18 protein-coding genes are annotated in these 25,748 nt (G+C 50.8%); 10 read left to right on the top strand and 8 right to left on the bottom strand.

Going from position 1 to position 25,748, the window contains the following annotated elements; translation table 11 throughout:
* Positions 1-80: 80 nt before the first annotated feature.
* Positions 81-3,638, bottom strand: coding sequence for a BamA/TamA family outer membrane protein (locus tag ACY0JR_RS18710; RefSeq protein WP_462635689.1), 3,558 nt, complete (start codon positions 3,636-3,638; stop codon positions 81-83).
* A gap of 262 nt (positions 3,639-3,900) precedes the next feature.
* On the opposite strand from ACY0JR_RS18710, the gene ACY0JR_RS18705 reads away from it, so the two are divergent.
* Positions 3,901-4,452: a hypothetical protein gene (locus ACY0JR_RS18705; protein ID WP_462635688.1), complete on the top strand. Its 552-nt coding sequence runs from the start codon at positions 3,901-3,903 to the stop codon at positions 4,450-4,452.
* 253 nt (positions 4,453-4,705) lie between these two features.
* Here the strand turns inward: ACY0JR_RS18705 and ACY0JR_RS18700 are convergent, their stop codons facing one another.
* From ACY0JR_RS18700 to ACY0JR_RS18685, 4 genes are all read right to left on the bottom strand, one after another.
* Positions 4,706-5,182, bottom strand: coding sequence for a very short patch repair endonuclease (locus ACY0JR_RS18700; protein ID WP_462635687.1), 477 nt, complete (start codon positions 5,180-5,182; stop codon positions 4,706-4,708).
* 180 nt (positions 5,183-5,362) lie between these two features.
* A complete protein-coding gene (locus ACY0JR_RS18695) occupies positions 5,363-6,271 on the bottom strand; it encodes a c-type cytochrome (protein ID WP_462635686.1) in 909 nt (302 codons plus the stop codon).
* Positions 6,272-6,408: 137 nt separating this feature from the next.
* Positions 6,409-6,678: a hypothetical protein gene (locus ACY0JR_RS18690; RefSeq protein WP_462635685.1), complete on the bottom strand. Its 270-nt coding sequence runs from the start codon at positions 6,676-6,678 to the stop codon at positions 6,409-6,411.
* 119 nt (positions 6,679-6,797) lie between these two features.
* Positions 6,798-7,070, bottom strand: a complete 273-nt coding sequence (locus ACY0JR_RS18685) for a hypothetical protein (RefSeq protein ID WP_462635684.1) — start codon at positions 7,068-7,070, stop codon at positions 6,798-6,800.
* Positions 7,071-7,263: 193 nt separating this feature from the next.
* Here ACY0JR_RS18685 and ACY0JR_RS18680 point away from each other — a divergent pair, with 193 nt between their 5' ends.
* The 4 genes from ACY0JR_RS18680 (at position 7,264) to lpdA (ending at position 15,792) form a co-directional block, all read left to right on the top strand.
* Positions 7,264-8,862 carry a hypothetical protein gene (locus tag ACY0JR_RS18680; RefSeq protein ID WP_462635683.1) on the top strand — a complete coding sequence of 533 codons (1,599 nt, stop codon included), beginning with the start codon at positions 7,264-7,266 and terminating at the stop codon, positions 8,860-8,862.
* Positions 8,863-9,786: 924 nt separating this feature from the next.
* Positions 9,787-12,552, top strand: a complete 2,766-nt coding sequence (locus tag ACY0JR_RS18675; protein ID WP_462635682.1) for a 2-oxoglutarate dehydrogenase E1 component — start codon at positions 9,787-9,789, stop codon at positions 12,550-12,552.
* A gap of 88 nt (positions 12,553-12,640) precedes the next feature.
* The gene (odhB, locus tag ACY0JR_RS18670; protein ID WP_462635681.1) at positions 12,641-14,281 is read left to right on the top strand and encodes a 2-oxoglutarate dehydrogenase complex dihydrolipoyllysine-residue succinyltransferase; all 1,641 of its coding nucleotides are present in this window, start codon (positions 12,641-12,643) and stop codon (positions 14,279-14,281) included.
* 107 nt (positions 14,282-14,388) lie between these two features.
* On the top strand, positions 14,389-15,792 hold the full coding sequence (gene lpdA / locus ACY0JR_RS18665) for a dihydrolipoyl dehydrogenase (RefSeq protein WP_462635680.1): 1,404 nt from the start codon (positions 14,389-14,391) through the stop codon (positions 15,790-15,792).
* 110 nt (positions 15,793-15,902) lie between these two features.
* Here lpdA and ACY0JR_RS18660 read toward each other — a convergent pair whose 3' ends face one another.
* A complete protein-coding gene (locus tag ACY0JR_RS18660) occupies positions 15,903-17,384 on the bottom strand; it encodes an OmpP1/FadL family transporter (RefSeq protein ID WP_462635679.1) in 1,482 nt (493 codons plus the stop codon).
* 21 nt (positions 17,385-17,405) lie between these two features.
* Positions 17,406-18,527, bottom strand: coding sequence for a hypothetical protein (locus ACY0JR_RS18655; RefSeq protein WP_462635678.1), 1,122 nt, complete (start codon positions 18,525-18,527; stop codon positions 17,406-17,408).
* A 202-nt stretch (positions 18,528-18,729) separates the two neighbouring features.
* On the opposite strand from ACY0JR_RS18655, the gene proS reads away from it, so the two are divergent.
* Together proS and ACY0JR_RS18645 are read left to right on the top strand one after the other, a co-directional pair.
* Positions 18,730-20,208, top strand: coding sequence for a proline--tRNA ligase (gene proS / locus ACY0JR_RS18650; RefSeq protein ID WP_462635677.1), 1,479 nt, complete (start codon positions 18,730-18,732; stop codon positions 20,206-20,208).
* A 331-nt stretch (positions 20,209-20,539) separates the two neighbouring features.
* The gene (locus ACY0JR_RS18645; RefSeq protein WP_462635676.1) at positions 20,540-21,121 is read left to right on the top strand and encodes an LOG family protein; all 582 of its coding nucleotides are present in this window, start codon (positions 20,540-20,542) and stop codon (positions 21,119-21,121) included.
* Positions 21,122-21,232: 111 nt separating this feature from the next.
* Here ACY0JR_RS18645 and hemH read toward each other — a convergent pair whose 3' ends face one another.
* Complete coding sequence (gene hemH / locus ACY0JR_RS18640; RefSeq protein ID WP_462635675.1) at positions 21,233-22,261, bottom strand: ferrochelatase; 1,029 nt, start codon at positions 22,259-22,261, stop codon at positions 21,233-21,235.
* A 626-nt stretch (positions 22,262-22,887) separates the two neighbouring features.
* On the opposite strand from hemH, the gene era reads away from it, so the two are divergent.
* The 3 genes from era to ACY0JR_RS18625 all read left to right on the top strand — a co-directional run bounded on the left by era (position 22,888) and on the right by ACY0JR_RS18625 (position 25,527).
* Positions 22,888-23,778 (top strand): GTPase Era, encoded by an 891-nt coding sequence (gene era / locus ACY0JR_RS18635; protein ID WP_462635674.1) that lies wholly within the window; start codon positions 22,888-22,890, stop codon positions 23,776-23,778.
* A gap of 174 nt (positions 23,779-23,952) precedes the next feature.
* On the top strand, positions 23,953-25,266 hold the full coding sequence (gene der / locus ACY0JR_RS18630) for a ribosome biogenesis GTPase Der (RefSeq protein ID WP_462635673.1): 1,314 nt from the start codon (positions 23,953-23,955) through the stop codon (positions 25,264-25,266).
* A 63-nt stretch (positions 25,267-25,329) separates the two neighbouring features.
* Positions 25,330-25,527 carry a hypothetical protein gene (locus ACY0JR_RS18625; protein ID WP_462635672.1) on the top strand — a complete coding sequence of 66 codons (198 nt, stop codon included), beginning with the start codon at positions 25,330-25,332 and terminating at the stop codon, positions 25,525-25,527.
* The last annotated feature ends 221 nt before the right edge of the window (positions 25,528-25,748 follow it).

Here is a 25,748-nt window from a genome sequence, read left to right as displayed (position 1 = left end):
TTTTCTATAAAAGAGCCCGAAAACAGAAAGGGCTGGCCCATTGGGTCAGCCCTTTCTGTTTTTAACAGCAGCTTGCGTGCTTAGAACTGGAAACCGGCCCTAAGCAGAAATTGATTCTGTTCCGGCGAGGCCGCGTAGCCTACGGAGATTACTACCTGGTTTAACGGAGAAAGCCAAACGCCGCCTCCTTGGCTTCTGTGCCACTTGTTGGAGTCTTCGTTCTCCATCCATACCCGGCCAATGTCATGGAACCCGAACACGCCAATAGAAGCGGGGAACAGGTACGTGGTGAAACTGAACAGGCGCAGACGGGCCTCAGTGTTGTTGTACAGGCTGCTCTGCCCGGCAAACCGGTTTCGGCGGTAACCGCGCAACATACTAGGGCCATCTATAAACTGCGCCTGGAAGAACTCAAAATCATCACCGAAGGTGTGACCGCCGCCAAAACGGGTAGCCAGGGTGAGTTTCAGAGGAATGCGTATTGTTTGGTACAGGGCGAACTGGGAATGCACCCGCGCCACGTCTTTTGATTGGGCGTTAGTGCCTTTCAACAAATCTGCCGCTACTTGCCAGTGCACGCCTTTAGACGGCAGGGCCGCCATGTCGCGTGAGTCTAAGATGTACTCCAGTCTGGCTCCGGCGTAAGATTTAGGCACATAATACCCAACCGCTTGTTCGCCTTGCAGTTGCTGCGGCAGTAAACGGGCCGGGTTATAATCTACGTTCACGCTCTGGTAAACCGGTCCTATGAAAACGCTCTCATAGGTGCCAATCTTTCTCCCTATCAAGGCGTTGGCGTAGAACTGCGTTGACTGAAACCGGAAGCTGTCTATTTCTGTGTTAATGTCTGGATTGAAGCGCGTTTCATTCCCTAACCCGAAGAAGTTTTCGGCGTAGCCGGGGCTTTTCCAGTTCACGTTCAGTTTCAAGTCCAGTCCCATTCTGAGGCTAGGGAAGTGAGCCGCGTAGTCTACCAAGAATGACTGGGTATTGAACGCGTAACTGCCCACCAAGCGCTGCATCATGCCGTACGGCTGTTTATTGAAGCCCTGGGTTTTAAGCAAGACACCGCCACCCAGCAGAAAACCATCATCGCGGTTGTACTCTATAGAGGCCAGTGGGCCCAGGTAATTGTAGACGAAGCTTTTGCGATCATACACCGGGGTGTTGCGCAGGCGCGTAAGGTTGCGGGCCTCTGGGCCTAAGTGAAGCTCAGCACCGTTAGGTTGGTCATACACGTACGTGAGGCGGCGCAGCCCCGCCACGCTGGAGTTGTCTGTGATCTTGTCCTGACCATCGCCGCCAATAATACGCACTCTAATGCCGTCTTCGGCTTCGCCCTGTACTCTGAATTCATCGGCACCGCCTAACCCGTAAAGTCTGATTTCGCGGGTTTCATGGGGTAGGAAGCGGCGTCTGTAGAGTGGGTTTTCTGCGTTTGTAGCCTCTTTTTTGTAAATGGTCACTAAAGTAGCGCCCCCGGCTTCGCGCTGTACTTCAAAGCGTTCGTCCAGGTCGGTGCCTTTCACGTCTACTTTCTGGGCCAGGAACTCATAGTAATCTTCGGCGTCACGTCTGATGTAGGCGCGGCGGGCTTTCAAGGTGTTGGCGAGGCGCTCGCCGGAGATTCTCTGGATTTCAGGCGGTAATTGCCGAACTGCCTCGTCAATGGCTTCATCTGTGAGGCTGGCCCGCACAGAATCTGCCATGGCAATCCAGTGAGAGCGTTCCAGGCCGGTGAGAAAATCGCGGTCAAAGTAGCGGTTGTTGAAGTTGAAGCCTTTGATGTCGCGCAGGCTTTCGTCAAAGCCCTGTACCTTGGGCAAAATCCATCGCCGGCTGGCGATGTTAGGAATCACCCCCTGGTTCACGAAAAAGGCCTGGTCACGGTCGCGCGGAATGGCTCTGTAGATTTTCCCTTTGCCTTCTTTCTTGAATTCGGCCCAGCGCCATTGGTCATCGTGGCGGTCCCAGTCAGCAATGAAGAAGTCCAGCAGGCGGGAACGCAGCAAACTCAGTTGGTCTACTTGGTCGTTCTGGTCTTCCAGGGTATTTTCCAGCACTTTATCTGTACCTACCACGTTTTCAGAATTCCCGAAGCTGGCCATGTCAGACATATCCTCGTCAGGGCGTTCCTCAAACATCCCAATGGTGTTGGCGAAGCCTTTCAGATACCGACCAAAACGCGGGTCGTCTGGAATGATGAAGTACTGCGGATTGGTATGGTACACGCCCACGGCATCGGCGAGTTTAGGAACCACCAAGGCCCCGTACGGGTGCGAAGCCGAAATCTGGTCTTTCACCACATCGGCGGCCAGGGTCTGGCGCAGAATGCGGGGCAAGGCGGCATCTGGGTATTTTTCTACGGAGCGCAGCACGTACTGGCGACCGGTACTGTCTTCCAGACGCAAAGAAACGGTCTGGAAACCGCCGCCGCGCTGCACCACTTTGAGGCCGCCCTTCTGGGTCCCAATGTCAAAAACCGGCAAAGAAACGGGTGTTTGCCACTCTGGACGGTAATTCTCGCCTAACAGCCATTCTCTGAAACTACTGGCTTTGTAGACTTGGCTGGCGGGCAGCGTACTTTTTTGGCCCGCAAAGTTGAGGTTCAGTTTCTTTGTCTGTTCTTCCAGTTGCTTTTGGGTGGTATTGCGGGAGAGAAGTACCCGGTGCGCCACCTGGCCTTGGGCACTCTGCATGTCTGCGGCCGTCCAGATTTCCAGCCAGGTTTCCCCGTTGGGGAAGTACAGCAGCTTGGCGAAGCCGGCCGTGGCCTGGCTGTACAGCGAAGTGGCCTCTTTAGGAGCTTTCAGTTTCTCCATGCCCAGCCCGGCCCCCACAAAATGGATGCTGTCTTGGGTGCTGTGCGACAAAGCCGCGGAGTTTCCTTCTACATGCACTAACCCTTTGTGCTCCGTGTACATTTGGCTTATCTGTCGCTGCATGATGCGGTACTCCAGTTTAGACATCTCCGGCGAGACGCTCATGGCCACCAGCAGGTTTTTATCTTCGTTGGCACGCAACAAGTCATCAAAAGCGGCTAGTGTGGCAGTACCACCGGTGGTGGGGCAACCCCGCTGCTCGTCTTCCTCGTCCATGCGGCGGTTAGGCAAGAGCCATTGGGTGTCCAAGAGGAGAAGATGGACGTCATCGGTCAGGGCTACTTCGGCAGGGCCGGGGCAATGGTTTTCTGGCTGAATAAGATTTTCGTTCTGGAGATACTGAGAGATAAACCGTTCCTGGTTTCTTACTTCGGGAACCAGTTTTCCTTTGGCATCGTGCTCTCCCGGCATTAAGATTAGTTTTCCGGAATAGCCTTGTAGATAGGAGAGCTGTTTCTGCAGTTGGGCTTCCAGTTCCTTGCGGTTAGCCGCCGAGACACTGGGCAAGGCCGCCGGTTGGAAAGGGTTGCCAATGAACACCATGGCGCTGTTCTTGCCGGCGCTTTTCAGTTGTGCTTGCAGTAGCGGCAAAGGGGCAGCAGTCGTTTGGCCCGGTGACCATCTGCCCGCCAGCAGCACCGTATAGGAAGGCGACCCAGACGGCAAAGATGGCAGTTGGGCCCAGGCCGTAATAGGGCAGAATAGCAAGGCGCAAAGTTGAAGCAGGATTACCCGTAGGGGTAAAGTTTCTCTCATGTTCATGGTGTAAGATGCTGGCAGCTCTGTTGTTTTAGGCTTCTTTTCAGGAAAATGCAGTTAATACAACAGAACGTGTAGTATAAAAACTGGGGGTAACCAGGTACGTTTGCCGCTGTTTACGCAGTTTGGGGCTGTTTAGGTTAAATGAATTGTTCTTTTCCTATATAGAAAGCCGCTGCACAAGGCAAACCCAGAGATTTGTAACCGGAATTGAATACGTAGGGCCTCCTGTTTGTTCTAGTAAAAAGCGAACCGTTTCATGCCAACTTTAGAAAAAGACCTCCGGAAAGCCATTTTGGCGCTGCCCACCGCTAGAAAAGATAGATTACTGGTTCAGTTGCTGGCTTCCCAACCCGTGCTGCAGGAACAACTTGAGTTTGAGTTGCTGGAAGGCCCCGAAGGGCTGGAGGCAAGAAGGGAAGCGCTGGCCGCCCAGGTCCAGACCATTGCCACCGGCTTTTACTACAATGCCACTGAGTTGCTGATCTGCCTGCGGCAGGTATGCCCGCCGCTCAGCCATCATGTGAAAATAACCGGCGATGTGTATGGAGAAATCAACCTGCTCCTGCTGCTCTTGCAAGAGGTACTGAAACACCAAGGGAAAATGCTGCAGGAACTTACCGGCGCCACCGAAGCTTTAGCCCTGTTTTTGGCAAAACGGGCCGAAGAGATGCTCCAGAAACTAAACAAGCTGCATGAAGACCTGCACGTAGAATTTTCTGATGCAGTAAACGAAGTGCTACCCAAACTGCACGCGTCCGTCGCAGGCTACTCGGCCCGGAAATTGGGTGTGCCGGTTAGGTGGAAGTAAGGAGATGTTGATTAGATAAAATTACTCCCAATTTTTTGTAAGGATGCATCTTTGGCGTTCTGCATTCTTGCCGGTGGTTCTCGGTGAGTCTGGAGACTCGCTTCATCCTCCGTCACGAGACTTCAGTCTCGCGCCAGTTAGTTGTACACCTGTCAGGTCTTAGAGACATCACAGGTGTTTGCTTTCGGGCTATTTCCCACAAATTAGCCCGAAAGCAAAGGCAGGATTTTCCTTTCTATACTGCCAAAGGAAACTACGCCGCCTCCAGCCAATAACTCTCCGGGGTTCCCTGGTGCAAGCTCTTAATCGTAAAAAGACAGCCTTCCAGATCTTCCTGTAACTGACAGCCCCAAATCACCAGCACCTGCCAACCGGCGGCTTTCAGCTTTGCCCGGTTTTGTCTGTCTCTTTCCTGGTTCCGTGTGAATTTCGCTGTCCAGAAGGGGATATTGGTCTTCGGCATGGCCGGAAGACAATGCGGACAGCGGTGCCAGAAACAACCGTGGAGGAAGATAGCAAGTTTACGGCCGGGGTAACAGACATCGGGCTTGCCCGGCAGTTGTTTCCAGTACAAGCGGTAACCGCGCAAACCGCCTTGCCACAAAGCCCGGCGTAGCAGGAGTTCTGGTTGCGTGTGCTTGGCCTTGTTCCCGCGCATGTAACGACTAATCCGTTCCTGGGCAGTGAGCGGCGTATGGTCTACGGCGGCGTATTTCTTCTTCTTCGGCATGCGGGTGATGTGTGCAAATAAAAACACAAAACTGGCTGGGAGAGTGCCTTCACTGAGTTTTCTTTTCCTGAAAAATTCAAGCCTGAATTAGAAAAACGCAGGAGCCGTTTCAAAGTCGTTTATTTAAAAACAGGCGTGAAACGGCTCTGGGGAGAAAGATGTAAGGCTAAAACTGCTTTGTTACTGTGCGCTGAAATGGGTGACTTTGTGCTTGATAGGTGCAAGACTCTGTAAATACGCATAGATGGCGGCCAGGTCTTCGCGCTCCATACCCGCAAACATGGTCCAGGGCATGATGGTGTTGAACTCCCCCTTGCCCACTGCATGCGGACGGTACGAAGGGCCTGCGTACTGTTTGAACCGGTTCACAAACGCTTCCTGGGTCCAATTGCCTAGGCCGGTTTCTTTGTCTGGCGTGAGGTTGGCAGATTTTGCATGGCCGCCGGAGGGTAACGGAAATTCCATACCGCCGGCAAACTCCATTTCCAGAATGTTCTGTCCTTTTTCTTTCATGGTGTGGCAATCTGCGCACGCGGCGGCGGTGACCAGGTATTTGCCATATAACACCGGGTCTTCTTTGGAAGGAATTGGCTGGAGGTTGGCTTTCTTAGGAATGGTGTTGATGATAAAATTCATAGGGAAATCCGCTTCGGAAGCGGGTACCTTGTTGTCAATGGCCGGAAGGGTGCGCAGATAGGCAATGACAGCTTCAATGTCTTCCTGGGCAACCTGGCCGTAATACGGATGCGGCATGATGGGAAACAGCGCCTGGCCTCCTTTGCTTACGCCCGTGGTAACCGCCCTGAAAATCTCGCCATCTGTCCAATTACCAATGCCGGCGGGTGTGATGTTGGCGACGTGAAAAACGCCGGGTAATCCCATCTTATGCGAGAAAACTTCACCACCTTTGCCCCAGGTCCCGTCCTTGATAGGAGCTGAAAATGCTACCTGGGCCTGAGTACCGGCAATCTTAAGGTCTGGCGCATTCCCTACGTCCGGCAGAGCCATTTTCACATACGCCAAGGCAGACAGCACTACTACCAGCAGTCCTGCAACGCCTAACAGGATGAATTTTCTAGCCTTTTTCATGTGCCTCATAATCAGATGACTATGCGGCGCAAGTATATGATTGTTGCTATAAAATCCTAACTATTTAACATTTTATGAAACAAAGAGGCTCGCTTATTAGTATAAGCGAGCCTCTTTTTACAGGAGAAGGGCAACCGTTACGGGTGAACTTCTTCGGCGTCTTGGAACCGGTTGCTGTTGCCATAAGACACCAGTACAATAGCGCCAATGGCTACTGCGGCCACAGACAGAATCATTTGCACCGGGCTCATTTTTTGTCTAACAGTCAATAACATTCTGCCAGCATCTGAAAGTAAGTCTGGCAACACGTCATGGTCACCTTGGTACACACTCACAATAGACTCAACGGTTCTGGCGAAGTCTTTAGGTTGTGTAAGTTGGGTCGAGGTATTTGGTGTTTGTTCCATAGTTGTTTTGGTCTCTGGTCAATTCTTGTGACAAATAAAAAAATCCCGGTCTGCGCTACAGGGCAAACCGGGATTTTTATACGCAAAAGATAGCGCTTGGGTCCATCTTTTTTTGCAGGTTACCCTACTCGGCCCCCTGCGCTGCGTACGGCTTCGTCAATTTTCTGAATAATCTTATCTGGACTGAACATCATACTGGCCGGGAAACTTACCTGTACGTTGTTGATCTGCAGTGTTTGCGAAGCTTCTTCGTACGCGTACTCTGCGTTAACGCCTTGTTTGGAGACGCGCCCGCTGGTACCGGCTAGTTCTATACCGGCAGCGCCTAGCTGACCTTTCAATTTGTTGTAAGCTTCTGGGGTAATGCCAGTGTAGGTAGCACTGTTTGCCATAAGGGTAGAATTAAAGTTGTGGGTAGAATAGTTCTAACGCAGGAAATAACGCCAAAGTTAATCTCTGCGGCAGAGGTTTAAAGATATATGTTTTCTGGCAGTTTCCCGTAAAAAGAAGCGGCAGACTTTCACTAGCCTTGCTAACCTTTCATGTCTAATTGAGGTAAAGCTGAACTCTAATGAAACCGCTTACATGAAGAGAAGGATTTTGCTGGCATTAGTAGGAGTGCTTTTCCTATATGGACTAGTGCACTTTTTCTTTGCCAATCCAACTCCTGAAGACAGGAATCCGGCACCCGCTGTTGTCACTAATTCAGACAGTGTGCTGGTGAGTGCCAGCCCTTATTACCAGAGAAGCAAGGTAGGTGAGTTCTTTCTGGGCAGGCACTATCGCCCGGTGTGGGCTGTTCCCGTAAAGGCCAAAGTCTTTCGCATGCAGGAAGCTGAAGGCGGCCTTGCCATTGAGAAGATAGGCGGCGGCATGCAGACCACCAGCATCACCCTCCTGAATTCGGCTGGCAGAAGGTTTGCCCTGCGGTCATTGGATAAAGATCCCATCAATGTGCTTTCTCCTTTCTGGCGCAGAACGTTTATAGGTTCCTTTGTGCGCGACCAAGTATCTGCCACTAATCCGTATGCGGCTCTGGTAGTGGCGCCTTTGGCCCAGGCTGCCCATGTGTTCCATCACACGCCGCGTTTGGTGTATGTACTTCCTTCAGACCAGAATTTCAAACAATACTCCAAACAGATAGGGGGTAGGCTTTTCATGATGGAAGAGAAATTCAACTCCAAAGCTTCTCTCACCAAAGCATTTGGGCCCGCCATTGACCTGGTAGACACTAACGTAATGCTGACTCGCCTTTACCGTTCCAATAGCCACCGCATTGATCAATGGGCTTTCGCCCGAGCCCGTCTGCTGGATTTTTTGATCAGCGACTGGGACCGGCATGAGGGGCAATGGGATTGGGCGGTTTATTCCCAAGAGGGCGAAGTCTGGTACAAACCTATTCCCAAAGACCGTGACCAGGCACTCTGCCTGTATGACGACGGCGTGATTCCGTGGTTGGCTACCCGCAAATTCGCAGCCCGCAAGTTTGAGTCTTTCCACCCTCAGTTCAAAGATGTCTTCGGACTCACCATCAATGCCGCTTTCTTAGATGCCAGGGCTTTGTCTGAAGTAACCCTGGTAGATTTTAGAAGGATTGCCCGGGAACTGCAGATCGCTTTGTCAGATTCTGTCCTGCGAGCCGCCACCAAACGCTTGCCCCCACCGGTGTACAAGTTAGTAGGAGAAGAAACCTTCCAGAAACTGAGGAGCCGCAGGCGGTTGTTGGTGCAAGTGGCGGAAGAGTACCATAAAATCCTATCCAGAGAAGTGGCCGTAGCCGGCACCGATGAGCCGGAGCGGTTTGTGGTGCAGCGTCTTCCGCAAGGGAGAACCGTGGTAGAAATCTACCGGTTAGGCAAAAACAACAGGAATAACGGTAAAGTGTACAGCCGTACCTTTTTTGCGGGTGAAACCGAGCAGATCAACCTCTTTGGCCTTAACGGCGATGATGTCTTTGATCTAAGTGGTGCCGCCAGCAAAGGAAGCTCCGTTCATATTTACGGAGGAACTGGAACAGACCAAATAACCGACAAGTCAAACGTGGAAGGCTGGCGCAAGAAAACCGTGGTGGTAGACGAGACCCAGGGAGTCCGGTTACAGAAAGGTCCCACCACCCAAACTAGGCTCTCAGACAATTCAGCCGAGGTTCCCTCCTTTGTACGAGTCAGAATTCGGGGGGAGTAGAAGCCATCCTTTTAAGCCTGTTCTGCGGAAAGTGGGCTCTAAACAGCATTGGTGCAGATACATATGAAAGCTGCGCGTACTATGAGGTCCTTGGACAAGCGGTATTGCTGAAAACAGGCCGGAAACGTGATCCTTGTGAGGTCTCCAAGGTCTCACAGGTATAAAAAGTGCCGGCGCGAGACTCTAGACTCGATAGGAACCACCATCAGTTATTTTTAGCTAATTACTCAGCCCTATTTTAGGCTGTTTTCTTGAAAGTGCACTAAAAGCAGAAGACCATTAGGTAAGTAATTGCAAGCCAGCACTGGTGGCAGCGGAAATCAAATAAATAGATCAGTTATACCCTCCAATATTTACTTTCTTCCAAAATATTTCTGGCGTAAGCGTCCGCCTGCGTAGCAGATCTGCAAAACGGGAACACAAGCGGACGCTTGCGCCAGAATTTACTTAGTCTAAGATGGAAGGTCCTTCAACTGACTAGGTATTAGAATTTTCTTCATCCATAGAGAAGAAAAAGAATAGGTCTTCCCTAAAATTGGTGCCTCTTTCATCTAGTTTTCAACCGGTAAGTATAAATACTTATTTTAAAATCTTTTCTGCCTGCAATGATGTGCCGGATGGTACGTTTCTCCCAGAGGGAATACGGGCTGGAAATTGAATATTGGCAGGAAAGGAAGAAAAAGCAGGAATAAAAGAGTCAGTTCAGATAAAGGTTTGTCCCTTATCTATTTATCTATAATTTCGCCAAAACCAAAAATTTTCACGTATCCCATACATGAGATTTATACGCACAAGCCATTGCTTCAGAGAACCAATAGTAAACTAATGATTGAAGCTTTATATTTGCTTATGCGAATGCATGGTTATGTGTATTGATGAGGATTTTATAATTTGCCGAAACTAAGGCATGTACTATCAATTTTTATGGATAAATACTCATATATAGCCAATGCACACGGAGCGTACATTGATGAACTGTACAAGCAGTATCAGCAAGACCCAGCCTCCGTGGATTTTGGCTGGCAAAAATTCTTTGAAGGATTTGATTTCTCCCAAACCTATCCGAACGGTAACGGGCAGGCGACCACTGCGGCGGCTCCCACGGCTGCACCAACAACTGGGGCAACCGCTTCTGCAAGTGAGATAGAGAAGGAAATCCAGGTGCGTAATTTGATTTACGCTTACCGTTCCCGTGGTCACCTGCGCTCCAATACGAACCCGGTTCGTCCGCGTAAAGACCGTAAGGCCTTGTTAGACCTGAAAGATTTCGGGCTGTCTGAGGCTGATTTAGATACTAAATTCCAGAGCGGGTCCGAGCTAGGCTTAGGTGCAGCCACCCTGCGCGATATCCTGGCTACCCTGAAAAAAGTATATGAAGGAACCATCGGGTTTGAGTTCATGTACATCCGGGACCCGGAAGTTTTGGCCTGGTTTAAGGAAAAAGCTGAGAAAGAGTCGGTTGCTTTTAACCCATCAGTTGACTATAAAAAACGCATCCTGTCTAAGTTGAACGAGGCAGTAGTGTTTGAAAACTTCCTGCATACTAAATTCTTGGGTCAGAAGCGTTTCTCCTTGGAAGGTGGCGAAACCACTATCCCGGCGCTAGATGCCATCATTGACAAAGGCTCTGAGCTGGGCGTGGAGGAAGTAGTGATTGGGATGGCGCACCGCGGCCGGTTGAACGTGCTGGCCAACATCATGGGCAAAACCTATGAGCAGATCTTCTCAGAATTTGAGGGAACGGCCGTACCAGATTTGACCATGGGCGATGGGGACGTGAAATACCACATGGGCTTCTCCAGCGAGGTAAACACGCCATCAGGCGGTAAAGTGAACTTGAAACTTGCCCCTAACCCTTCGCACTTAGAAGCGGTGAACCCAGTGGTAGAAGGCTTTGTGCGCGCCAAACTGGACTCCATGTATGGCCGTGACACCAATAAAATCCTTCCTATCCTGATTCACGGCGATGCGGCCGTGGCCGGACAAGGAATTGGCTATGAGGTAACCCAAATGGCAAACCTGGAAGGCTACAGCACCGGCGGTACCATCCACTTCGTAATCAACAACCAGGTTGGTTTCACCACCGACTTTGAAGACGCCCGTTCTTCTATCTATAGCACCGATTTAGCCAAAATCATTGACGCACCGGTGCTGCACGTAAACGGTGACGACCCGGAAGCAGTGGTGTTTGCCGTACGTTTAGCGACGGAATATCGTCAGCGTTTCCATAACGATATCTTCATTGACATGGTGTGCTATCGCCGCCATGGGCACAATGAGGCAGATGAGCCTAAATTCACGCAGCCGCAGTTGTACAATCTTATCTCCAAGCATGACAACCCACGGGAAGTCTATAATAAAGACTTAATCAGACGTGGTGAGTTAGACGCGAAGGTAGCCGAGGAGATGGACAAAGAGTTCCGTCAGATGCTGCAAGACCGTCTGGACATGGTGAAGCAAAAGCCATTGCCGTACAACTACCAGGTACTGGAGAAAGAGTGGCAAGAGCTTCGTCGTTCAAGACCAGAAGACTTCAACCAATCACCAGAAACTGGTATTTCTGCTGAGGCTATTGAAAAAGTAGGGAAGGCCCTGACCACTTTGCCAGAGAACTTCAAGCCGTTGAAGCAGATTGAGAAACTGACCAAAGAGCGCCAGGATATGTTCTTCAATAGCCGTGCACTTAACTGGGCATCCGCTGAACTGCTGGCCTACGGTTCACTTCTGTTAGAAAACAAGATTGTGCGCATGAGCGGCCAAGATGTGCAGCGGGGTACTTTCTCGCACCGTCATGCCGTATTGCATGATGCCAATACCAGCGCTGCATATACTAACCTGAACCATATCCAGGAAAATCAGCAGAAACTGCAGATCTATAACTCATTATTATCTGAGTATGGCGTGTTGGGCTTCGAGTTCGGCTACGCCATGGCCAACCCTAATGCCTTGGTGATCTGGGAAGCACAGTTCGGTGACTTCGCTAACGGCTCACAGGTGATGATTGACCAGTTCATCTCGTCCACGGAGTCTAAGTGGCAGCGTATGAACGGAGTGGTAATGTTGTTGCCGCACGGTTACGAAGGCCAGGGCCCTGAGCACTCCAATGCTCGTCCTGAGCGCTTCCTGCAGTTGGCTGCTGAGTACAACATGTACGTGACCCAATGTACCACCCCGGCAAACTTCTTCCATATGCTGCGTCGTCAATTGGCTACGCCGTTCCGGAAACCATGTATCCACATGTCGCCTAAATCTATGCTGCGCCACCAGAACGTGATGTCGCCGCTGGAAGACTTCATGCAGGGCTCGTTCCAGGAAGTGCTTGGCGATAACTTCGCCGAGGCGAAAGCGGTGACCAAAGTGTTGCTGTGTACTGGTAAAGTGTACTATGATTTGCTGGAGGAACAGCAGAAAACCAACCGCAAAGACGTGGCCATCATCCGTCTGGAGCAGTTGCACCCGTTCCCGCAGGTACAGTTAGACCGCGAGTTGAGCAAATACCCGAACACACAAATCTTCTGGGTGCAGGAAGAGCCATACAACATGGGTGCTTGGACGTACATCCTGAGCGTGATGCGCAAAGGCATTGATGACGTGGTTTCCCGTAAACCAAGTTCCTCACCTGCTACTGGTTACAACAAAATCCACCAGAAAGAGCAGCGCGCGGTGGTAGAAAAAGCATTCAGTATCTAAGTAAAAGGTATGTCCGTTTAGAGCCTGTTTTTCTGAAAACAAGCCCTAAACGGACTTTTAACAACATAACTTAATCTAAAAAGAGATTATGGCATTAGACGTAAAAGTGCCGGTAGTGGGCGAATCCATCACGGAGGTAACCATTGCCAAGTGGCTCAAACAAGATGGCGACCAAGTGGCCATGGACGAGGTGATTTGCGAACTGGAATCAGACAAAGCCACCTTTGAATTGCCCGCTGAGGCTGCCGGAATTTTAAGAATCAAAGCCCAGGAAGGCGATACCATTGCCATTGGAGAGGTAATCTGCTCTATTGATGGCGCCGGACAAGGTGCTTCTACGCCTCAGCCTACTACTGTTTCTACAGAGCACACTCTTACCGAGTCTAAATCTGTGACTGATCCGCAAAGCACTGTAGCTGCTGAAAATACGCCAAGCCAAGGCATGCCTAACCAACCGCAAGGTGGTGGAGCTGGTCAAACCTTAGACGTGAAAATCCCAACGGTAGGCGAGTCTATCTCTGAGGTAACTATCTCCAAATGGCTCAAAGCCGATGGCGACCAGATTTCTATGGACGAAGTTCTCTGCGAACTGGAGTCTGACAAAGCAACGTTTGAATTGCCTGCTGAAGCGGCGGGTGTTCTGAGAATTGTGGCCCAGGAAGGGGATACTGTTGAAATTGGTGCTACTATCTGCCGTATTGAAGTAGGTGCCGGTTCTGGTGTTTCTACGTCTCCTGCGCCACAGGCAAGCGCACCGGCTGCTCAACCAGCGCAAGCGGCGTCTTCCGGGTACGGTGGATCTACCACATACGCGAGCGGTACGCCATCGCCAGCTGCCGGTAAAATCCTTTCTGAGAGAGGTATCTCTGCTTCTGATGTGAATGGTACGGGCCGTGACGGACGTATCACCAAAGAAGACGCACAAAACGCCCAGGCTCGTCCGGCTGCTCCGGCACCCCAGCCTGCCGCCGCTTCTGCTGCGCCAGCCGCCAAGGAGTCTGCTGGTTCGGCTCCGGCCGCCCCAGGTTCCCGCAACAGCCGTCGCGAGAAAATGAGCAGCTTGCGTAAGACAGTAGCCCGGCGTTTAGTGGCGGTGAAAAATGAGACGGCCATGTTGACTACCTTCAACGAGGTTGACATGAAACCGATCATGGACATCCGGGCCAAATACAAAGACAAGTTCAAGGAAAAGCACGAAGTAGGTTTAGGCTTCATGTCGTTCTTCGTGAAGGCTTGTACGGTTGCCCTGCAAGAGTGGCCAGCGGTAAACGCCCAGATTGACGGTGCCGAGATTGTGTACAATGATTTCTGTGACGTGTCTATCGCGGTTTCTGCGCCGAAGGGCTTGGTGGTACCAGTTATCCGGAATGCCGAAGGTCTGAGCCTGGATGGTATTGAGAAAGAAGTAGTACGTCTGGCCAAGCGTGCCCGCGAAAACAAACTGGGTATTGACGAAATGACCGGTGGTACCTTCACCATCACCAACGGTGGGGTGTTCGGGTCTATGATGTCAACGCCAATCATCAATGCTCCGCAGTCTGCTATCTTAGGGATGCACAACATCGTGAACCGTCCGGTGGCTATCAACAACCAGGTGGAGATCAGACCAATGATGTACCTGGCGTTGTCTTATGACCACCGCATCATTGACGGTCGTGAGTCTGTGAGCTTCCTGGTGCGCGTGAAAGAGTTGCTGGAAGACCCGATGCGTTTATTACTGGGAGTCTAAACTTGTGCTTTACGCGTGAATTCGTGAAAATGAGTTAAAAAACGAAAGGCTCCGTGCTGCTGGACAAGAGCGGGTACGGAGCCTTTCTTCACATAAAAAGAAAGAACATGAAATACGATGTAACGGTAATCGGTTCCGGTCCGGGTGGCTACGTGGCAGCAATTCGCTGTGCGCAGTTGGGTCTGAAAACCGCCATTATTGAGAAATATTCAGTATTGGGAGGAACTTGCCTCAACGTAGGCTGTATTCCGTCTAAAGCCTTGTTGGATTCATCTGAGCACTTCCACAATGCCGCGCATACCTTTAAGACGCACGGCATTGAATTGGAGAACTTGAAGGTGAACCTGGAGCAGATGATTGCCCGCAAAAGCGATGTCATCAAGTCCAATAACGACGGGATTGCGTACCTCATGAAAAAGAACAAGGTGGACGTGTACAACGGCCATGGTTCTTTCGTGAACAAAAACACCATTAAGATTTCGGGCCAAGACGGAGCTGAGCAGCAGATTGAAACGGACAAGGCTATCATCGCGACTGGTTCTAAGCCTATCAACCTGCCGTTCCTTCCGGTTGACAAGAACCGTATTATCACTTCCACCGAGGCCTTGACTTTGAAAGAAGTACCGAAGCATCTGATTGTAATTGGTGGTGGGGTAATTGGTCTGGAGTTAGGTTCTGTGTACGCCCGTTTAGGCTCAAAAGTGTCTGTAGTGGAATACACCGATGCCATCATACCTACCATGGACCGTTCCCTTGGAAAAGAATTACAGCGCGTGTTGAAAAAGACCCTCGGCTTTGAGTTCTTCTTCGGGCATAAAGTAACCGGTGCTGAAGTGCAAGGCGAAGGTGTTGTGGTAACGGCCGAATCTCCAAAAGGCCAGACTGTAACGTTTGAAGGTGACTATTGCCTGGTATCCGTAGGCCGTAAACCGTACACCGAGGGCTTGGGTCTGGAGAACGCAGGTGTGCAATTAGGTGAGCGCGGCATGATTGCCGTGGACGATCACTTGCAAACTAACGTACCGGGCATCTACGCCATTGGCGACGTAATCAGGGGTGCTATGCTGGCGCACAAAGCCGAGGAAGAAGGAGTTTTGGTAGCCGAGATTATGGCGGGCCAGAAGCCGCACATTAACTACAACCTGATTCCGGGCGTAGTGTACACCTGGCCAGAAGCGGCGGGCGTAGGCTTCACCGAGGAGCAATTGAAAGCCCAAGGCGTAGCATATAAAACCGGTTCCTTCCCGTTCAAAGCATCAGGTCGGGCCAAAGCGTCTATGGACACTGATGGTTTCGTGAAGGTGCTAGCAGATGCGAAGACCGATGAAATCTTAGGCGTGCACATGATTGGGCCACGTGCTGCGGATATGATTGCCGAGGCCGTGGTGGCTATGGAATTCCGGGCTTCCGCCGAGGACATCGCCCGCATGAGCCACGCGCACCCAACCTATACCGAGGCTATGAAAGAAGCTTGTTTGGCTGCCACTGAGAACAGAGCCATCCATATTTAAGCAAGAGTTTACAGTAACCATAAAAGCGAAGGGCTCTCCTGATGATTCAGGAGAGCCCTTCGCTTTTATGGTTTTAAAGGCGTTTTCGTTAAAACAGGACTTAAACAGTTTTAGAAATTCCAGCCAACCGTAGCGATAAAGTTGGTGTTCTTATGCTTGTTGGTCACCGTAGGCGTTGATAGACCTTCGAATTCAGAGCCAGGCACATCAAATTCACTGTTCACGTAAGGAGAGTACACGCTGTTGTATTTGCTATACACCAAAGCGCCGTCAATAAAGAAGTTGTTCTGTCTGATCCCGAACCCACCGGTATAGTAAGTTCTGGCTTGGTTTACATCGCTGTTTTTAAACGGGTCGCCTTGCAGGGCATAACCGGCTCTTACTCTAAAGATGTTAAAACGGGCTTCAGCGCCTAAGCGGTAGTTAAGTGCTTTGTCATACACATTCTGGATGTTCTGGTTCTCGGTTTGGAAAGAATCATCAGCATCTAAGCGAGCATTGCTGTAGTCCACGTATTCTACATCGGCGGTGATAAAACCGTTTTTGCCCAGGAAGAAAGCTGCTCCGCCACTGGCTCTGAAAGGAGTAGTTAGGCTGTACTCATATTCCCCCAAATCAGAGGCAAAGTACTGATTCAAAGAAACCCCTTCTGCTGGTGCCTGATTGAAGTTAACGGCCAGGTTAGTGCTGAATTGGTCAACCATGGTGTACCAGGTAGGCGTTTGTACCGAGAAGCCAAGGCGCAAAGCATCACTTGGTCTATAGATGGCACCCACCCGTAAACTCAGACCATTACCTTCGGTGGTCAACTCATCTCTAAGGCTCAAGTCTGTTATGTCTGTGGCTGGGCCTTGTTCAGAATAGATTCTGGTTTGCTTAAAGCGGATGGTGCTTAAACCTAAAGAGGCCCCTATAAAGAACTTATCGCGGAAACTGGCTCCGTAGGCAAAATCCCATTGGTTCTGAGAACCGGTGGTTTCAATATTTTCCTGGAACGTGTTAGAGGCAGATACATTCGGGGAGAAGTAGCCTAGGTTATCCTTATCAATCAGATACGTCTCATAAGCAAGTTCCTGAACTGAATTAGCCGGCAACCCAAAAGCATTGGCTCGTTGAGCAGCATATTGGCCAAACGTCATGTTATCACCACCGGCGGTGCCTTGGTAGAAACTGCGTTGGTTGAAGTTATTCTGCCGGGTGAACCCTATCCCAAAAGAACTGGAACGCCAGTCGCCTTCCTCGTCATCTGCTTTGCGGGTAGAGAACACTGCTGAAAAACCAGGAATATTGAGATTATTGCGGCTGTTGGTGCCCATAGAGCCATAAACAGTGCTGTTTACCTCATTTACGTTGACACCGGCAGAGACGGTGATTTCAGATCGTCTGAAAAGGCCTAAACCGGCCGGGTTGGAAGAGAAAGAACCAGCATCGCCGCCAAGGGCTACGTTGGCACCAGCAAGGCCCAGGGTACGAGCGGTCCCGCCTAAATCTGTGCGGGAATAACGAAGAGCATCTACCTCATTTTGGGCAAAGCTCTCTCCGGCACTGCCTAGCAACGCCAGGCAGGCCAGAAGAACACTATATCGTTTCATGTAGTTTTTAAGGGAAAAGGGTTAATTTCTGCCTCTACGGCCACCACCACCTGAGCTGCTGCCGGCACCACTGCTGCTACCAGAAGAAGACGAAGAAGAACGGGATGGCTCATAGGAGCGTGATGGTTCATACGAACGGCTTGGTTCATAAGAACGGGTGGGAGCAGGTGTGTACTCTGTCCGTTGGCGTCTGGTAGGCTGGGCAGTGCCTTCAGAACCAGTGCTGGTGCGTGATCTTCTTTCCAGGGCCGGAACACTAATGCCCTGGGTCTGGCTTTCTGACGGAGTAGAGATCATTCTGCGGCGCGGTTGCACGGTGCCGTCTGGATTGATTGCGCCAGTTCTGGCGTTGGAGCGCGTTCTGTTACTAGGTTGAATAGTAGCGTCACTAACTCTGCTGCCTGGCTGGATGGCGTTTCTGGAAGATCTGTTAGTAGCAGGAGCCGCAATGCTGCCGCGGTTTTCACGGGAGATGTTAGGGTTGCGTCCTCCCACGTTAGAACTTCTGTCATCACGTCGACCATAGGCCACCCGGCTAGCTACTGCTCTTCCGCCACCATAATAGTTGTCATAGTAGCTACCGCCGTACAAGCCGCCGTATCTGTAAGGGTTACCATAGCCATAACCATATCCCCAAGGATTGTAGTACCTTCCAAAGCCCAGGCCTATGCCAATAGAAATGCCGGTGCGCGGCCAGAACGGATCATACATGGCCATACTTGCCATGCTTGGGCCGTAGAACGGATCGTAAAAAGGATCCATCCAGGGGTCCATCATCACCGCCCTGGAATAATAGCGTCCCGGATAGTAGAAAGGCGAGGCATACGCATAAAACGGGTTCCCGAACGGGGCATCGTAATAAGAGTACTGGTAAGGGGTATTGTTTCTGCGGTTGGTTTGGGCGTAAGACCCTGGATCACTCACGCGTTCGGTAATGTCCTGCGAGGCATCATCTGTCTCCGCTGCATAAGCTTCTTCCGTTGCTTGCTCCGCAGCCATAGGCTCCACATAGGTTACCTTGTCTTGGGAGGAAAAATAGACATCATCTACCTCGCTGGTTTGCAAGTTAGAAGATGTGGTACACCCGGCAGCCAGAAAACCCAGCAACGGGAGTATCAGCAGTTTATTTGTAGTATATTTCATGGGAGTATAGTAGTTGGTAATGGATGTCAGATCAATTCACGAAGCCCAGTCACACGAGTATCCGGTTCGCCAACGTTTCTATTCAGATTTATTAACGTATTTTTGAACCGAAAAGGTATAGAATTCTTCAAAAAAGAAGCAAATTCTATGCCGAGTTATTCGAGATTCGCTATATATTTCTTCTTTATCAAAGATACAAAAAATGAGCAAAGGGTTGCCTAAACGCAGTGAAGATTATTCCCTGTGGTATAATGAGTTAGTAAAACGGGCCGGACTGGCCGAGAATTCGGCGGTACGCGGCTGTATGGTCATCAAACCGTACGGGTACGCCATCTGGGAAAAGATGCAGCGGGTGCTGGATGATATGTTCAAAGCCACCGGACACTCCAACGCCTATTTTCCGCTATTTGTGCCCAAAAGTTTGTTTGAGGCCGAAGAACAGAACGCCGAGGGTTTCGCCAAAGAGTGCGCTGTGGTTACCCACTACCGCCTGCAAACCGACCCCGACAAACCCGGTAAACTGCGCGTAGACCCTAACGCCAAACTGGAGGAAGAACTCATTGTGCGGCCAACGTCTGAGGCCATTATCTGGAGCACCTACAAAGGTTGGATACAGAGCTACCGCGATCTGCCTTTGCTTATTAATCAATGGGCCAACGTGGTGCGCTGGGAGATGCGTACCCGCCTGTTCCTGCGTACCGCTGAGTTCCTATGGCAGGAAGGCCACACCGCTCACGCTACCGCGCAAGAAGCCATCGCTGAAACAGAGCAAATGCTCCACGTCTACGCTGATTTTGCCGAGAATTTCTTGGCCTTGCCAGTAGTGCGTGGGAAGAAAACGCCAAATGAGCGTTTTGCGGGTGCTTTAGATACCTACTGCATTGAAGGTTTGATGCAAGACGGGAAAGCCCTGCAAGCCGGAACTTCGCACTTCTTAGGCCAGAATTTCGCGCAGGCGTTTGACGTGAAATTCGCCACCAAAGAAGGCGGACTGGAGCACGTATGGGGAACCTCCTGGGGTGTAAGTACCCGTTTGATGGGTGCCTTGGTCATGGCCCACTCAGACGATGAGGGTCTGGTATTACCTCCAAAACTCGCGCCCATTCAAGTAGTGATTGTGCCTATTTACAAAGGCGAAGAGCAATTGGCACAAATCTCTGAAAAGGTTTCAGGCCTGAAAAAGCAACTGGAAGCAAAAGGCATCTCCGTGAAGTTTGACGACCGCGACACCGAGCGCCCCGGCTTCAAGTTCGCTGAGTGGGAACTGAAAGGCGTGCCGGTGCGCATCGCTATTGGTGGGCGTGACTTGGAGAACGGCACCGCCGAGGTAGCCCGCCGTGATACCAAAGAAAAGAGCTCGCAGCAGTTTGATGACCTGGTGAACACCATTCCAGCCCTGTTGGATGAGATCCAGGCCAACATCTTCCAACGCGCCCTAGATTTCAGAGAAGCCAACACCACCAAAGTAGATTCTTACGAAGAGTTCAAACGCGTGCTGGATGAAAAGCCTGGATTTGTGCTGGCCCACTGGGACGGCACGCCAGAAACCGAAGAACGCATCAAAGAAGAAACCAAAGCCACCATCCGCTGTATTGCCTTGGACTCACCAGAGGAAGAAGGCGTAGATATGGTGACCGGTCAGCCTTCCAGCAGACGCGTGTATTTTGCCAGAGCTTACTAATGATTTGAAGGTTTGGAAATGAGGAAATGAGGAGATGTCTTTCTCTCTCTGTAAACGAAACAGGAGCTGCGTTAGTGGCTCCTGTTCTGTTTTAGATCTGTTTTTGGAAATGTGGCGTCGTTACACCGTAGCGACGTGTCTCTATAAAACGGAAAAGTTTCTCCCTTAAATCAACTTTAAATCATGGCAGAAGCTATTGTTGCAGGGGAAGGGGTTTGTATTATTAGAAGCCATGTCGCTGCGTGGAAACACGTCGTTACGTGTAGCGACGCTACGTGTCATAGAGAACTGTTTCGTACCTTTGTCTGCCTGTAACGTCAACGTATTACATATGAAAAGCATTGCTATTTTTTGCGGGGCCAGCAGCGGTCATAATCCGATTTACCGTGAAGCCGCCCACGGGCTGGGAACGCTGTTCGCGGAGAAAGGTATTAGGTTGGTGTACGGCGGCGGGAAGGTGGGATTGATGGGCGTTATAGCCGATGCGGTGCTGACTGGCGGCGGCGAGGTGGTAGGGGTAATTCCGCAGAGTCTGGTAGACATGGAAGTGGCGCATACCGGGCTCACCAAACTGCACGTGGTACAAACCATGCACGAGCGCAAAGCCCTGATGGCTGCTGAGTCTGATGCATTTGTGGCTATGCCGGGCGGATTCGGGACATTTGATGAGTTCTGCGAGATTGTGACCTGGAACCAGCTCAGGATTATCCAGAAACCCGCGGCGTTGTTCAACGTCAACGGCTACTTCAACCCGTTTCTGCAGATGATGGACCACAGCGTGGCTGAAGGTTTCGTGAAGGCCGAGCACCGCCAGAATATCATCATTGCTGAACAAGCCGATGAGTTGTTGAACCGGCTTGTACACCATGCCCCTGTCATCACGGAGAAGTGGGTGGACTTGAAACGCATTTAGAGCGCGTTTATCTAAAAGTAGATCTAAAACAGAATAGCCCATAAAAGGAGAAGCCCAGGCAAATGCCTAGGCTTCTCCTTTTGGTTTTTGAATGATGCGGTAAGCAACTACTTATGCCTCCAGAATCATTTCGGTCACGGCGTTGATCCAACTTGGATGTGTGTTCAGGCTCTCCACCAATTGCCAGTGTTCGCCCCCGGCGGCTTCAAACTCTTCTTTGAATTCCTTGCCTACTTCAATGGTGGTTTCCAGACAATCGGCGACAAACGCAGGGCTGAAAGCTAAGACGCTTTTCACACCCGCGGCGGCTAAGTCTTTCAGGATGAAATCGGTGTACGGTTGCAGCCAAGGGTCTTTGCCCAGCCGTGACTGGAACGAAACGGTGTACTTGTCTTCTGGTATGTTCAGAGCCTTGGCTAGTTGCCGGGAAGTTTCAAAGCATTGAGCCCGGTAGCAGTAACGATTGCGGCTGTGGTAGGTGTTGCAGCAGGCGCCCAACTGGCAGTAGCTTTTGGTGCTGGCCTTCAGGATCTGGCGCTCGGGCAGACCATGGTAGCTGAACACAAAGTGGTCATAGTCGCGTTTAGCCATGTGCTGGCGCGCAATCTCGGCGAAAGTACCGATAAAGCCGGGATGGTTGCAGAAGGTGCTGATGAACCTGATATCAGGAATCACTTCCCACTTGCTCACAATTTCCATCACCTTCTCCTGCACAGAACCCGTGCTGGCCGAGGCGTACTGCGGGAACAGCGGCAGCACCACAATGCGGTCCACCACTTTCTCCTGCAATTCTCTTAACGCGTTTTCAATGCTGGGGCTCTGGTACCGCATGCCAAACGCCACGTGGTAGTCTTTGCCTAACTTTTCCTGCACCAGCCGCTGCAAATCCAGACCGTGGAACAGCAACGGCGAACCGCGTTCGGTCCAGAGCTGTGCGTAGATTTTCGCCGATTTAGGTGCCCGGAAAGGGGCAATCACCCCATTCACTAACATGTATCTGGAAGGCGCGGCAATGTCCAGCACCCGTTTATCCAACAAAAATTCGCGCAGGTATTTGCGCACGTGCGGTACGCTGGGAGAGTCCGGCGTGCCGAGGTTCACTAATAATACTCCTGTTTTGCCAGTGGCTCCACTTTTCATACGCTTTCAATTGAGGGGCAAAGATACGGAATTGAGCAGCAGTTGGCGCGAGCCAAAAAGGTGATATGCATCATTTTCCAATAGATATTAATTATGCCTGATAGAGATGGTTTTCCTGTTCTGAGCCTATTTCTTAAAAACAGGCTCAGAACATAAAGCGTTAGGAACAGATAAATGTTTCAACTTCTTCGCGGGCTTCCCTTAAAACCAAGAGGCAAGTACCCACCATTTGCGCGAGCCTCTGGCTCGTGCAAGCACGCATTCCTGAACGCTCTCCCTTATTTTGTCATCCTGAAAGGGCCTTGTGCACGAACGGTAATACCATTTACTGCAACGCCTTACGGGTTAGCCCACAAGATCTTTCCAAGGTGACAAATAGGAGGTAAATCCGGGTCAGAGAAGTTAAGGCGGGTTCTAGCCAGAAAAACCAGCAATGCGTCCGGACACGAGCCGGAGGCTCGCGCCAGCGTTCTATTCATGTTGCGTTTAGGGGTTGTTTCTCAGAAAAAGCCTCTAAACGCAACGGTGAGGACCTCGTAAGCAAAAGAATGGCCCTTGAACTCCTGATTCAGAACTCATTAAAAAGCTGTACCTTTGCAAACTATTTCAAAATGGAGGTGATAAAAATGGAAGATAAGCCGCACAAAGCAGGGTTTGTAAGCATCATAGGCAAGCCGAACGTAGGCAAGTCCACGTTGATGAACGTGATGGTAGGCGAGAAACTGTCCATTATCACCTCAAAAGCCCAGACCACCCGCCACCGCATCATGGGAATTCTGAATTCCGAGGATTTCCAGATTGTGTACTCAGATACGCCCGGCATCATTCAGCCGCAGTACGAGCTGCATGAGTCCATGATGCGTTTCGTGCATGCTTCCCTGGAAGATGCCGATGTTATCCTGTTTGTGACTGATATCTATGAGAAGCACGACGAGAGTGAAGTGGTAGAACGTTTGCGCAAAGCCAAAGCCCCCATTCTGCTGCTCATTAACAAGATTGACCAGGCCACGCAGGAAGAGGTTGTCGCCAAGGTGGAGTACTGGAAAGAGCAGCTGCCCGCCCAGGAATACATGGCCATCTCGGCGTTGCACAGCCAGGGCACGCCCGGCGTGTTCCAGAAAATTCTGGACCTGCTGCCCGAGCACCCGGCGTATTATCCCAAAGATGAACTAACCGACAAGCCTGAGCGTTTCTTTGCGGCCGAGATGATACGGGAGAAGATTTTCCTGAACTACAAAAAAGAGATTCCCTACAGCTGCGAAGTGGTGGTGGAAGAGTTCAAGGAAGACGAAACCATCATCAGGATGCGCGCTGAAATCAGCGTGGAACGCAAAAGCCAGAAAGGAATCGTTATCGGGGATAAGGGCGCGGCACTGAAAAAAGTAGGTACGCAAGCCCGCATTGACATGGAAGAGTTCTTCGGAAAAAAAGTGTTCCTGGACCTCTACGTACGCGTGAACGAAAACTGGCGCGCCGATAAGCGTTTGCTGGACCGTTTCGGCTACAACAGCATTTAGTATCAAGACGCACGTATCATGTATCACGATTCTCAAGCAAAGTCGTGCTACTCGATACGCGCTACGTGATACAGACAATTCCCTAGCGGCGCCACGAAGGCGATACCGCAGGTTTAACCCGCGTTTTGGGAGCGATTCCCGAAAAGGAGCCTCAAAACGCACATTTCAAGTTATATGGCACAAAATACAATCGCCATTGTAGGACGCCCCAACGTGGGCAAATCAACCCTGTTCAACCGTTTAGTAGGGCACCGCAAAGCCATCATGGACAATGAGAGCGGCGTGACCCGTGACCGCCACTACGGCCACGGCAACTGGACAGGCAAATACTTTACTGTGATTGACACCGGCGGTTACGTACGCGGGTCAGATGACATCTTTGAAGAAGAAATCAGAAAGCAGGTAGAACTGGCCATCAAAGAAGCCGATGTAATCCTGTTCATGGTAGACGTAGACGCGGGTTTGACTGGCTTAGACCAGGAGTTTGCCGACGTACTGCGCCGCACCGATAAGCCCGTGTACATTGTAGCCAACAAAGCCGATACACACGCGCGTGGTCACCTAGCCGGTGAGTTTTACGCCTTAGGTTTTGAAGGCGAGATTTACCCGGTTTCCAGCCAAAACGGCTCAGGAACGGGAGAACTGTTAGATGAGGTAGTAAAGCACTTCCCCGAGGAAGGCATTGAAAACCCCGAGGCAGGAATTCCGCGCATTGCCGTGGTGGGCAGACCAAACGTGGGCAAGTCTTCGTTCGTGAACCTGTTGTTAGGCGAAGAGCGTAACATTGTAACGGATGTGGCCGGTACCACCCGTGACTCCATCCACTCGCATTATAATGCGTTCGGGCAGGAATTCATCATTGTAGATACCGCCGGGCTTCGGAAGAAAAGCAAAGTGCATGAGGACATTGAGTTTTACTCGGTGTTACGTTCCGTGCGCGCGCTGGAGGAAAGTGATATTGTGATTGTAATGCTGGACGCCACCCGCGGCATTGAAGCCCAGGACATGAACATCATCGGGCTAGCCGATAAAAACCGCAAAGGTCTGGTGATTCTGGTGAACAAGTGGGACCTGGTGGAGAAAGAAACCAACACCATGCGCGACATGGAGAACGCCATTAGGGAGAAGATTGCGCCTATCGCGTATCCGCCCATCGTGTTCATCTCTGTGCTGAACAAGCAGCGCGTACACAAGGCCATTGAAACGGCTATTCAGGTGCACGAGAACCGAACCATGAAAATTCCGACCTCCAAGCTGAATGATGCCATGCTGAAGGAGATTGAGCGTTATCCGCCGCCGTCCATCAAAGGGAAGTTTGTGAAGATCAAATACGTGACGCAGTTGCCTACCAACACGCCTACGTTCGCGTTCTTCTGCAACCTGCCGCAGTACATCAAGGAATCCTACACTCGCTTCCTGGAGAACCGCTTGCGCGAGCATTTTGGTTTTGAAGGAGTGCCCGTTAATTTAGTGTTCAGAAAGAAATAAGCGGCAACGCTTATTTCTTTCTTCTGCGACTTACCTACTAAACCCTATTTAGCTTTACCCTTTATGAGGATAATTTTATTTTTTGCAGCAGCGGTTCTATTGACTTTCACTGCGTGCGAATCTAAACAAGTGGAAGAGGCTTCTGCGCCTGCTTCAGAAACCATGGAAGAAGCGACCACCGCCACTGATATTGCGGAAACCACTGCCGCACCCATTGATACGGCCGGATTTTCACAAGATTCTCTTGTCGTAGACAAGTAATCACCGTTAACCTTAAACGGTATAACAACAAAGGCGCGGGTCCTTCCTGAATTCGTTCAGGAAGGACCCGCGCCTTGTTCGTTTAGAAGAATCTGATTGTATTGTTTTTATATTCTGGCGTGAAAATATATCCATTTCCCCATACACCCGTACATATCCCCTAAAGAATCAAAGTTCTTTACTTCTCTTAGGACTGGTAAAAGTCCAGCGAAGAAAAGAGC

It is taken from the genome of Rufibacter sp. JT3400010 (genome assembly GCF_054956755.1).
Note: the sequence above shows the minus strand (reverse complement) of the source record. Positions and strands in the feature narration are given on the sequence as shown.